The sequence below is a fragment of the Shigella sp. SIG6 genome, from assembly GCF_053555815.1.
The window spans coordinates 1-9562 of record NZ_JBQZXC010000129.1 but is presented as its reverse complement, the minus strand read 5'-3'; the positions used below and the strand labels follow the sequence as shown (position 1 = coordinate 9562).

Below are 9562 nucleotides of genomic sequence, written 5' to 3'. Positions count from 1 at the left end.
AAAACCGACCAGTATTATCGATAAATTATCGTCTGACTTATTTTGCTTCGATAAAGCTTACACCGCAGCCACAATCTTAATTTCAACTTTATACTTCGGGTTCATCAAACCCGCTTGTACCGTGCAGCGCACCGGCGCATGACCCGCGACAACCCAAGCATCCCACGCTTTATTCATCGCCGCGAAGTCGTTTTTATCGGCCAGGAAAATGGTGGCATCCAGAATGCTCGATTTATTGCTGCCCTGTTTTTCCAGCACGGCGCCAATCTGTGCCAGCGTGTTGGCGGTTTGCTCAAAGGCATCGGCGTCGAGGTTTTCCGGTACACCAGTGTAGTAGAGCGTGTTGTTGTGGATTACTACATCAGACCAGCGGGCTTCAGCATCGATACGAACGATAGTCATCATTTTGTCCTCATTATACTTCCATTTTCGTGCTGCAAAGACTGCCACAATGTAAGGTTGCCGTCACCACTTCAACTGGCGAAAGCGCCCTCATCCTGACATAATCCCTGTTCAAATCAACAGGGGGTAGTGTGACGGACGATTTTGCACCAGACGGTCAGCTGGCGAAAGCGATACCAGGCTTTAAGCCGCGAGAACCACAGCGACAGATGGCGGTAGCCGTCACCCAGGCGATAGAAAAAGGCCAGCCGCTGGTGGTGGAAGCAGGAACCGGTACGGGCAAAACCTACGCTTACCTGGCTCCTGCGCTGCGGGCGAAAAAGAAAGTCATTATCTCGACCGGCTCAAAAGCGTTGCAGGATCAGCTCTACAGCCGCGATTTGCCAACAGTCTCAAAGGCATTGAAATATACGGGCAACGTGGCGCTGCTGAAAGGGCGCTCAAACTACCTCTGCCTCGAACGTCTCGAACAGCAGGCGCTGGCGGGGGGCGATCTGCCGGTACAAATCTTAAGCGATGTGATCCTGCTGCGCTCCTGGTCTAATCAAACAGTCGATGGTGATATCAGCACCTGCGTCAGCGTGGCGGAAGATTCACAGGCGTGGCCGCTGGTCACCAGCACCAACGACAACTGTCTTGGCAGCGACTGCCCGATGTATAAAGATTGCTTTGTGGTCAAAGCACGTAAAAAAGCGATGGACGCCGATGTGGTGGTGGTAAACCATCATCTCTTTCTGGCGGATATGGTGGTTAAAGAGAGTGGATTTGGCGAGTTGATCCCTGAAGCGGACGTCATGATCTTCGACGAAGCCCACCAGCTACCGGACATTGCCAGCCAGTATTTTGGTCAGTCACTCTCCAGTCGACAACTGCTCGACCTGGCAAAAGACATCACCATCGCCTACCGCACCGAATTAAAAGACACCCAGCAGTTACAAAAGTGCGCTGATCGTCTTGCCCAGAGTGCGCAGGATTTTCGTCTGCAACTCGGTGAGCCAGGTTATCGCGGTAACCTGCGTGAGCTGTTAGCTAATCCGCAAATTCAGCGGGCATTTTTACTGCTCGATGACACCTTGGAACTTTGTTATGACGTGGCGAAACTGTCACTGGGGCGTTCCGCCTTGCTGGATGCGGCATTTGAGCGCGCCACGTTGTATCGCACACGGCTGAAGCGGCTAAAAGAGATCAATCAGCCGGGCTACAGCTACTGGTACGAATGCACTTCGCGCCATTTTACTCTGGCGCTCACGCCGCTCAGCGTGGCGGATAAATTCAAAGAGTTAATGGCGCAAAAGCCCGGTAGCTGGATCTTCACCTCAGCAACGCTGTCGGTGAACGACGATCTGCATCATTTCACCTCGCGGCTTGGGATAGAACAGGCGGAGTCGTTGCTATTGCCAAGCCCGTTTGATTACAGCCGCCAGGCGTTACTCTGTGTGCCGCGCAATCTGCCGCAAACCAACCAGCCAGGTTCTGCTCGCCAGTTAGCGGCAATGCTGCGACCGATCATCGAAGCTAACAACGGTCGTTGTTTTATGCTTTGTACCTCGCACGCCATGATGCGCGATCTGGCCGAGCAGTTCCGCGCTACCATGACGCTTCCCGTTTTGTTGCAGGGGGAAACCAGTAAAGGCCAACTGTTGCAGCAGTTTGTCAGTGCCGGTAATGCGCTTCTTGTGGCAACCAGTAGTTTCTGGGAAGGGGTGGACGTGCGTGGCGATACATTGTCATTGGTAATTATCGACAAATTGCCGTTTACCTCGCCGGATGATCCACTGTTAAAAGCGCGCATGGAAGATTGTCGTTTGCGCGGTGGCGACCCGTTCGATGAAGTGCAACTACCAGATGCCGTCATTACTCTCAAACAGGGGGTAGGTCGACTGATTCGCGACGCCGACGATCGTGGCGTGCTGGTGATTTGTGACTATCGGCTGGTGATGCGTCCTTACGGCGCGACGTTTCTCGCCAGTCTGCCGCCCGCGCCACGCACCCGTGACATTGCCCGTGCGGTTCGTTTCCTTGCGATACCATTCTCCAGGTAATTTGTTACGGAGTATGGTATGATGCGCGCCTTTTTATTGATCTAAGCACGAAGACCCATGCGAATTCTGGCTATCGATACCGCGACAGAGGCCTGCTCTGTCGCCCTGTGGAACGACGGTACTGTCAACGCTCATTTTGAGCTTTGCCCTCGTGAACATACTCAACGAATCTTACCGATGGTGCAGGATATCCTGACCACCAGCGGAACTTCCCTGACTGATATTAACGCTCTGGCTTACGGGCGCGGCCCCGGTAGCTTTACCGGCGTGCGCATTGGTATTGGCATCGCGCAAGGGCTGGCGCTTGGCGCGGAATTACCGATGATTGGCGTCTCCACGCTAATGACGATGGCGCAAGGGGCGTGGCGCAAAAACGGCGCAACACGCGTGCTGTCAGCCATTGACGCGCGAATGGGCGAAGTTTACTGGGCCGAATATCAGCGTGATGAAAACGGTATCTGGCACGGTGAAGAAACCGAAGCCGTACTCAAACCCGAACTCGTTCATGAACGAATGCAACAGCTTTCCGGCGAATGGGTGACGGTAGGGACGGGCTGGCAAGCCTGGCCGGATCTCGGTAAAGAGAGCGGGCTGGTTTTGCGCGATGGCGAAGTGTTACTCCCCGCTGCAGAAGATATGCTGCCGATTGCTTGTCAGATGTTTGCCGAGGGTAAAACGGTGGCGGTGGAACATGCCGAGCCGGTTTATTTGCGTAACAACGTCGCATGGAAGAAACTTCCGGGCAAAGAATGAATCTTAAGAGTATGCCCTGAGAAAAAAAGGAGTCGCATCATGGCGGTTCAAAAGAATGTTATCAAAGGCATACTGGCTGGTACGTTTGCGCTAATGCTGAGCGGTTGTGTCACTGTGCCGGACGCCATTAAAGGCAGCAGTCCCACGCCGCAACAAGATTTAGTTCGGGTGATGAGTGCGCCGCAGCTGTACGTTGGTCAGGAGGCACGCTTTGGTGGCAAAGTGGTTGCGGTACAAAACCAGCAAGGGAAAACCCGCCTGGAAATTGCTACCGTACCGCTGGACAGCGGAGCTAGGCCGACGCTGGGAGAACCTTCTCGCGGTCGCATTTATGCCGATGTGAACGGTTTTCTGGACCCGGTGGATTTCCGTGGACAACTGGTTACGGTAGTCGGGCCAATCACCGGTGCGGTTGACGGCAAAATCGGCAATACGCCCTATAAATTTATGGTGATGCAAGTAACGGGTTACAAACGTTGGCATTTAACCCAGCAGGTGATTATGCCGCCTCAGCCGATTGATCCATGGTTTTATGGCGGTCGTGGCTGGCCCTATGGCTACGGCGGATGGGGCTGGTATAATCCCGGCCCCGCGAGAGTACAAACAGTTGTAACCGAATAATTGCTTGTTTTTAAAGAATGCAGAAACAGCGGCTGGTCCGCTGTTTCTGCATTCTTACGGTAAAGATAAAAATAAATAGTGACGCGCTTCGCAACCTTTTCGTTGGGTAATTATCAAGCTGGTATGATGAGTTAATATTATGTTAACAGCGTGTATATCATTTGGGGTTGCGATGACGACGAACACGCATTTTAGAGGTGAAGAATTGAAGAAGGTTTGGCTTAACCGTTATCCCGCGGACGTTCCGACGGAGATCAACCCTGACCGTTATCAATCTCTGGTAGATATGTTTGAGCAGTCGGTCGCGCGCTACGCCGATCAGCCTGCGTTTGTGAATATGGGGGAGGTGATGACCTTCCGCAAGCTGGAAGAACGCAGTCGCGCGTTTGCCGCTTATTTGCAACAAGGGTTGGGGCTGAAGAAAGGCGATCGCGTTGCGTTGATGATGCCTAACTTATTGCAATATCCGGTGGCGCTATTTGGCATTTTGCGTGCCGGGATAATCGTCGTAAACGTTAACCCGTTGTATACCCCGCGTGAGCTTGAGCATCAGCTTAACGATAGCGGCGCATCGGCGATTGTTATCGTGTCTAACTTTGCCCACACTCTGGAAAAAGTGGTTGATAAAACCGCCGTTCAGCACGTAATTCTGACCCGTATGGGCGATCAGCTATCTACGGCAAAAGGCACGGTAGTCAATTTCGTTGTTAAATACATCAAGCGTTTGGTGCCGAAATACCATCTGCCAGATGCCATTTCATTTCGTAGCGCACTGCATAACGGCTACCGGATGCAGTACGTCAAACCCGAACTGGTGCCGGAAGATTTAGCCTTCCTGCAATATACCGGCGGCACCACAGGTGTGGCGAAAGGCGCGATGCTGACTCACCGCAATATGCTGGCGAACCTGGAACAGGTCAACGCCACCTATGGGCCGTTGCTGCATCCAGGTAAAGAACTGGTAGTAACGGCACTGCCGCTGTATCACATTTTTGCCCTGACCATTAACTGCCTGCTGTTTATCGAACTGGGTGGGCAGAACCTGCTTATCACTAACCCGCGTGATATTCCAGGGTTGGTAAAAGAGTTAGCGAAATATCCGTTTACCGCTATCACTGGCGTTAACACCTTGTTCAATGCGTTGCTGAACAATAAAGAGTTCCAGCAGCTGGATTTCTCCAGTCTGCATCTTTCCGCAGGCGGTGGGATGCCTGTTCAGCAAGTGGTGGCAGAACGCTGGGTGAAACTGACCGGACAGTATCTGCTGGAAGGTTATGGCCTGACCGAGTGCGCGCCGCTGGTGAGCGTTAACCCGTATGATATTGATTATCATAGCGGTAGCATCGGTTTGCCGGTGCCATCGACGGAAGCCAAACTGGTGGATGACGACGACAACGAAGTACCACCGGGTCAACCGGGTGAGCTTTGTGTCAAAGGACCGCAGGTGATGCTGGGTTACTGGCAGCGTCCGGATGCTACAGATGAGATCATCAAAAATGGCTGGTTACACACCGGCGACATCGCGGTGATGGATGAAGAAGGATTCCTGCGCATTGTCGATCGTAAAAAAGACATGATTCTGGTTTCCGGTTTTAACGTCTATCCCAACGAGATTGAAGATGTCGTCATGCAGCATCCTGGCGTACAGGAAGTCGCGGCTGTTGGCGTACCTTCCGGCTCCAGTGGTGAAGCGGTGAAAATCTTCGTAGTGAAAAAAGATCCATCGCTTACCGAAGAGTCACTGGTGACTTTTTGCCGCCGTCAGCTCACGGGATACAAAGTACCGAAGCTGGTGGAGTTTCGTGATGAGTTACCGAAATCTAACGTCGGAAAAATTTTGCGACGAGAATTACGTGACGAAGCGCGCGGCAAAGTGGACAATAAAGCCTGAGCGTTAAGTCAGTCGTCAGACGCCGGTTAATCCGGCGTTTTTTTTGACGCCCACTAAAGAGAAAACAATTTGAATTACCAAATGATTACCACGGACGATGCGCTGGCTTCTTTGTGTGAAGCCGTCCGTGCCTTTCCGGCGATAGCCCTGGATACTGAATTTGTTCGTACGCGCACTTATTACCCGCAGCTGGGGTTGATTCAACTTTTCGATGGCGAGCATCTGGCGCTAATTGATCCTCTCGGGATCACCGACTGGTCACCGCTGAAAGCGATCCTGCGCGATCCGTCCATCACAAAATTTCTCCATGCAGGCAGTGAAGATCTGGAAGTGTTCCTCAATGTCTTTGGCGAATTACCACAACCCTTGATTGACACGCAAATCCTTGCTGCCTTCTGCGGACGCCCGATGTCATGGGGTTTCGCTTCCATGGTGGAAGAGTATTCCGGCGTTACGCTGGACAAGAGTGAATCGCGCACCGACTGGCTGGCCAGACCGCTGACCGAACGTCAGTGTGAATACGCAGCGGCGGATGTCTGGTATCTGTTACCGATCACCGCCAAGCTTATGGTAGAAACGGAGGCCTCCGGCTGGCTACCTGCGGCGCTGGATGAATGCCGCCTGATGCAAATGCGTCGTCAGGAAGTCGTTGCGCCGGAAGATGCCTGGCGTGATATCACCAATGCCTGGCAGTTACGCACACGCCAACTGGCCTGTCTGCAACTGTTAGCCGACTGGCGACTGCGCAAGGCGCGAGAGCGTGATCTGGCGGTGAACTTTGTCGTGCGTGAAGAGCATTTGTGGTCGGTCGCGCGTTATATGCCGGGAAGTTTAGGCGAACTGGACAGCCTGGGTTTATCCGGTAGCGAAATCCGCTTTCACGGTAAAACGCTGCTGGCGCTGGTGGAAAAAGCGCAGACATTGCCGGAAGATGCCTTACCGCAGCCGATGCTTAACCTGATGGACATGCCTGGTTATCGTAAAGCGTTTAAAGCGATTAAGTCGCTGATTACTGACGTGAGCGAAACGCATAAGATCAGCGCCGAATTGCTGGCATCGCGTCGGCAAATCAACCAACTGCTGAACTGGCACTGGAAACTGAAACCGCAGAACAATTTGCCGGAGCTGATTTCCGGCTGGCGTGGTGAGCTGATGGCGGAAGCATTACACAATTTATTGCAGGAATATCCGCAGTAAAATCTTCCGAAGCCGGACTGGGCGCGCTCAGCGCCACATCCGGCTTTGGCAAACTACAAATCCAACACCAGGCGTTTACCCTTCGCACGCGAACAACAGATCAACATACTTTGCTGGCTGGCACGCTCTTCATCGCTAAAATACTGATCCCGATGGTCAGCTTCACCTTCCAGTATTGCCGTTTCGCAGGTTCCGCATACCCCTTCACGACATAAACATTCCACTTTCGCGGCTTTATTATTTTCAATAACCTGCAAAATAGTCATCTCTTCCGGCACCACAAACTCTTTTCCGGAACGGGCAAGCACCAGGGTAAATGCATCGCCGGTTTTGTCTTCGATAGCAAATTGCTCAAAGTGCAGCGTATCGGCGGCGATGTCCAGACGCGCAGCTTCACTTCTTACCGCTTCAATTAGCGCCTCGGGGCCACAGGTATAAACGTGTGTGCCAGGTTCGATATCCGCCAATAATCGCGCTAATTCCAGTCGTGTTCCGGTTGATGAATGATGCAAATGGACTTTCTCAGCCTGCGGATGCTGGACTAGCTCATCACGAAATGCGCAACTTTCTGGATTTCGCGAGCAGTAATGTAGCTGCCAGTCGACGTCGCTGTGTTGCAGCTCTGCCATGTGCGACAGGAAAGGGGTGATACCAATACCGCCCGCGATAAACAGATGCTTTCTGGCTGAGGGAATTAGCGCAAACAGGTTATTAGGCGATCGTTAACCGATCGCCCACTTTTACCTGCTGATGCAAAAAGCGGGAACCGCCGCGCGAGTTTTCTTCCAGTCGAACGGCAATCTGATAACTAGAGGTGTTATGCGGTGAACTCAGTAGTGAATACGCATTGCTGTACTGGTTATCACCATCGCTCATCTGCACTAGGATGTGACTTCCTCCGGTGAACGCAGGCAGCGGTTTGCCATCGGTTGCCACCAGCGTGAAGCGTTTCACCTGTTCGGTAAGGGGTTCAACCTGGCTCACCTGTACTTCAAACATTTGATAGTCTGACATTGCTGTACTCCATCAAAAATCAGCCCAGCGGCGGAAAATACCGCCGCCGATGTCATTAGTCCTTAAACACCTGCGCCAGCAGATTATGGAAATGGGCGATACCATGTTCGGAAATGCCACTACCGCTTCAGCCGTTATTGGTGCGATTGTCGTGCTATTTATCTACAGGAAGATTAAAAGTTAACGCTTAAATTGCACAAAGGCTGCACACAGGCAGCCTTTGCTATTTTTTAGAGGTGACGTTACCACCATCCCAGCTCAGTGCCGAGTACGACAATAATCGCCACACCCATCATAATAATCGTTGTTTTTTTCATCTTTATGCTCCCGGGGCAGCATAGCCGCCAATAAAAAACCATGCTAAAAATACGACCGCTGTAATGAAGATTACAACCGGAAAAATAATACCGATTCGCATGTTATCACCAATCAAAAGGATGTGAATACGCCTCAGGAATGTAGCGCTGGATGCGCGACAAAAGGTGTTTTCTGTTTGTGTTTTTTCTCCTGATACATCGCAATATCGGCAGCATGCAGGGCACTGTCTGCATCGGTTGTTTCAGGATCGACTTCTACTATGCCAAGACTGGCACCGGGATAATACAAATCAACATCACCTAAGTGATATTCTCCACGTATTTGCTGTTGAATACGTTCTCGCAGCGACGAAATATCCGCATTCTCGTTGTTTAGTGAAACAACCAAAAACTCATCACCACCGAGATGACCAATAACTTCGCCATTTTGCTGGAGCGTATTAAGGCGCTCGCCAACCTGAATGAGAAACAGATCGCCACTATTATGACCAAAACGATCATTGATTAATTTGAAGTTATCCAGATCGATAAACGCGATCATTATCTTATGGTTAAGATGCCGGGCGAGGGAAAACAGCGTCGTCAGATTTTCAAAAATCGCCCGCCGATTCGGTAGCCCGGTTAACGAGTCGGTATACGATTGCGCAATCAGCGCAGCATTGGCTTCGTGCAGCTGTTCAACCAGTGCCTCTTTTTGAATATATTGTGCAATCAGTCCGGCGAATAACTGTAAAACCTGTTCCGCGCGTTCACTCCACTGGCGCTTCTCACTGCTGGCGGCGCAAAGCGTGCCATAGAATGATCCATCCGGTAAGTGAATTGGCGTGCTCAGAAATGTGGTGATGCCAAGATTGCGTGCCGCAATACAGTCGCCCTAACGGTCAGGGACTTCATCGCTGAAAAAGCAGTTTTCATCAATGGCGCGTTTGCATAACGAGTAATCCCACGAGACGGTAAAATTCTCCGGGATGTGCATTTTCTGGCTGTTACGGGCAAACATAATATGCTGCAGGCGCGCTTCGACATCCACTTTGGTCAGGTAGGTTGATTCCATATCAGTGACCATTTCCAGCATCTCCAGAAGCTGTCGGACCAGACTTTCCAGTGACTGTTCTTTGGCAAGGGATTGCGAGACGCGGGCGATAATCTGATCTGACACGGAACAACTCTAGGATACGGCGGGTAAGTGCTGATTATTTAATCTTTGCAGGCATGATAAAACATCATCAACAAAGATGAAACAAGACGTAATATGTTTTGAGTGAATGTAATAAAAATAGTGCTGCAAAACAAAACGATACCGCGATACTCTAAGCTTGGATAAA

At 51.4% G+C, this 9562-nt stretch carries 8 protein-coding genes and 3 pseudogenes; 5 read left to right on the top strand and 6 right to left on the bottom strand.

What is annotated here, in order from left to right; all coding sequences use genetic code 11:
• Window positions 1-57 precede the first annotated feature (57 nt).
• Window positions 58-402 carry a RidA family protein gene (locus tag ACUU1M_RS16665; RefSeq protein WP_005074823.1) on the bottom strand — a complete coding sequence of 115 codons (345 nt, stop codon included), beginning with the start codon at window positions 400-402 and terminating at the stop codon, window positions 58-60.
• Between the two features lie 131 nt (window positions 403-533).
• Between ACUU1M_RS16665 and ACUU1M_RS16660 the strand changes: the two genes are divergently transcribed.
• The 5 genes from ACUU1M_RS16660 to rnd all read left to right on the top strand — a co-directional run bounded on the left by ACUU1M_RS16660 (window position 534) and on the right by rnd (window position 6906).
• Window positions 534-2444, top strand: a complete 1911-nt coding sequence (locus ACUU1M_RS16660) for an ATP-dependent DNA helicase (RefSeq protein WP_000128850.1) — start codon at window positions 534-536, stop codon at window positions 2442-2444.
• A 57-nt stretch (window positions 2445-2501) separates the two neighbouring features.
• Window positions 2502-3197: a tRNA (adenosine(37)-N6)-threonylcarbamoyltransferase complex dimerization subunit type 1 TsaB gene (gene tsaB / locus ACUU1M_RS16655; protein ID WP_001220997.1), complete on the top strand. Its 696-nt coding sequence runs from the start codon at window positions 2502-2504 to the stop codon at window positions 3195-3197.
• A 39-nt stretch (window positions 3198-3236) separates the two neighbouring features.
• Window positions 3237-3818: a Slp family lipoprotein YeaY gene (gene yeaY / locus ACUU1M_RS16650; protein ID WP_000290576.1), complete on the top strand. Its 582-nt coding sequence runs from the start codon at window positions 3237-3239 to the stop codon at window positions 3816-3818.
• 205 nt (window positions 3819-4023) lie between these two features.
• On the top strand, window positions 4024-5709 hold the full coding sequence (gene fadD / locus ACUU1M_RS16645) for a long-chain-fatty-acid--CoA ligase FadD (protein ID WP_005049882.1): 1686 nt from the start codon (window positions 4024-4026) through the stop codon (window positions 5707-5709).
• An 81-nt stretch (window positions 5710-5790) separates the two neighbouring features.
• Complete coding sequence (gene rnd, locus ACUU1M_RS16640; protein WP_001307844.1) at window positions 5791-6906, top strand: ribonuclease D; 1116 nt, start codon at window positions 5791-5793, stop codon at window positions 6904-6906.
• Between the two features lie 53 nt (window positions 6907-6959).
• Here the strand turns inward: rnd and yeaX are convergent.
• The 5 genes and pseudogenes from yeaX to dgcP form a co-directional block, all read right to left on the bottom strand.
• Window positions 6960-7920, bottom strand: a pseudogene (gene yeaX / locus ACUU1M_RS16635) (carnitine monooxygenase reductase subunit YeaX).
• A gap of 55 nt (window positions 7921-7975) precedes the next feature.
• Window positions 7976-8047, bottom strand: a pseudogene (locus ACUU1M_RS16630) (hypothetical protein); the annotation flags it as partial.
• A gap of 115 nt (window positions 8048-8162) precedes the next feature.
• Window positions 8163-8237, bottom strand: coding sequence for a protein YoaJ (yoaJ, locus tag ACUU1M_RS16625; protein ID WP_001386836.1), 75 nt, complete (start codon window positions 8235-8237; stop codon window positions 8163-8165).
• Window positions 8238-8239: 2 nt separating this feature from the next.
• Window positions 8240-8338 (bottom strand): YoaK family small membrane protein, encoded by a 99-nt coding sequence (locus ACUU1M_RS16620; protein ID WP_001219350.1) that lies wholly within the window; start codon window positions 8336-8338, stop codon window positions 8240-8242.
• Window positions 8339-8370: 32 nt separating this feature from the next.
• Window positions 8371-9396, bottom strand: a pseudogene (gene dgcP, locus ACUU1M_RS16615) (diguanylate cyclase DgcP).
• Between the last annotated feature and the right edge of the window lie 166 nt (window positions 9397-9562).